Below are 639 nucleotides of genomic sequence, written 5' to 3' on the forward strand. Positions count from 1 at the left end.
GTATAAAAAGGATGACAATGAGAACAAATTTCAACCTCCATTTTTTCTACTGTTGAGCCAACATAAAACTTTGCTCCACAGGAGCAAGTTATGACGGCATTTGGATAATATTTTGGATGAATTTCTTTTTTCATATTTTTTTAATTTTAGCAAAAATTCCTTAAAAAATCAAATTAAATTTCTTTTATTAACTTTAACTTTTCTATTTGACATTAAAAATAATTTTTGATATAATTTTAATAAAGGAGGTGCACCTTGAAAAAAATTTTTCAAAGAATTTCATTAATTTTTTTATTGTTAATTATCTTTTTAAACCCTATTTGTGTTTTTTCTGTTGAACTACCTGTTAAGGTAGAGTTTCCGAATGTAATTCCTCTTACTTTAGAGAAACTCCCTCTACGAATTATCATTAATGATCCCCAAGGATTTGGTTACCCCAGAGTTCCTTCATTTATTTGTATTTCAATAGCTGGTTTTAGAAAAGAGGGGTTAAAAATTTCTTTACTCCAAGAATATAACGTAGACTTAAAGAATCCATTTAGTGTTTTAAAATTTATGTCTAATCCAATTCAAATAAATACTGAACTTCCTTTACCCTCCAGAGTAAGAAAAATAGGTATCTGGAGGGTTGTCGTAGAT

At 27.9% G+C, this 639-nt stretch carries 2 protein-coding genes; one reads left to right on the forward strand and one right to left on the reverse strand.

Going from position 1 to position 639, the window contains the following annotated elements:
- Positions 1-134, reverse strand: a 134-nt coding sequence (gene rpmE / locus N2692_03135; GenBank protein MCX8016259.1) for a 50S ribosomal protein L31, incomplete at its 3' end; no start/stop codon positions are given.
- 121 nt (positions 135-255) lie between these two features.
- Between rpmE and N2692_03140 the strand changes: the two genes are divergently transcribed.
- A partial coding sequence (locus N2692_03140; GenBank protein MCX8016260.1) for a hypothetical protein occupies positions 256-639 on the forward strand: 384 nt, incomplete at its 3' end.

This window comes from Patescibacteria group bacterium (assembly GCA_026415775.1).
GTDB lineage: Bacteria > Patescibacteriota > Minisyncoccia > UBA6257 > JAAZHW01 > SKW32.